General features: G+C 63.0%; 1 protein-coding gene. It reads left to right on the forward strand.

Annotated features, from left to right (window positions below; translation table 11 throughout):
- Positions 1 to 238: proton-conducting transporter membrane subunit (locus SB754_RS22825; RefSeq protein ID WP_410784544.1), on the forward strand; the 238-nt coding region annotated here is incomplete at both ends.

Consider the following 238-nt stretch of genomic DNA (forward strand, 5'->3'; position numbering starts at 1 on the left):
GTACGTCCTGATCACCCTCGGATCCACGGAGTCCCGGATCCGCACGGGCACCGTCTACATCGTCGTCTCGCTCGTGTCGAGCATCGTGTTCCTCTCGGCGATCGCCGTGATCTATGCCTCGCTCGGCACCGTCAACATGGCGCAGATCGCCGAGCGGATGGACGAGATAGCGCCGAACGTGCAGATGCTGCTGCACGTGATGTTGCTTGTGGGCTTCGCGGTGAAGGCCGCGGTCTTC

The organism is Leifsonia sp. SIMBA_070, assembly GCF_046534635.1.
In the GTDB taxonomy this organism is placed as follows: domain Bacteria; phylum Actinomycetota; class Actinomycetes; order Actinomycetales; family Microbacteriaceae; genus Leifsonia.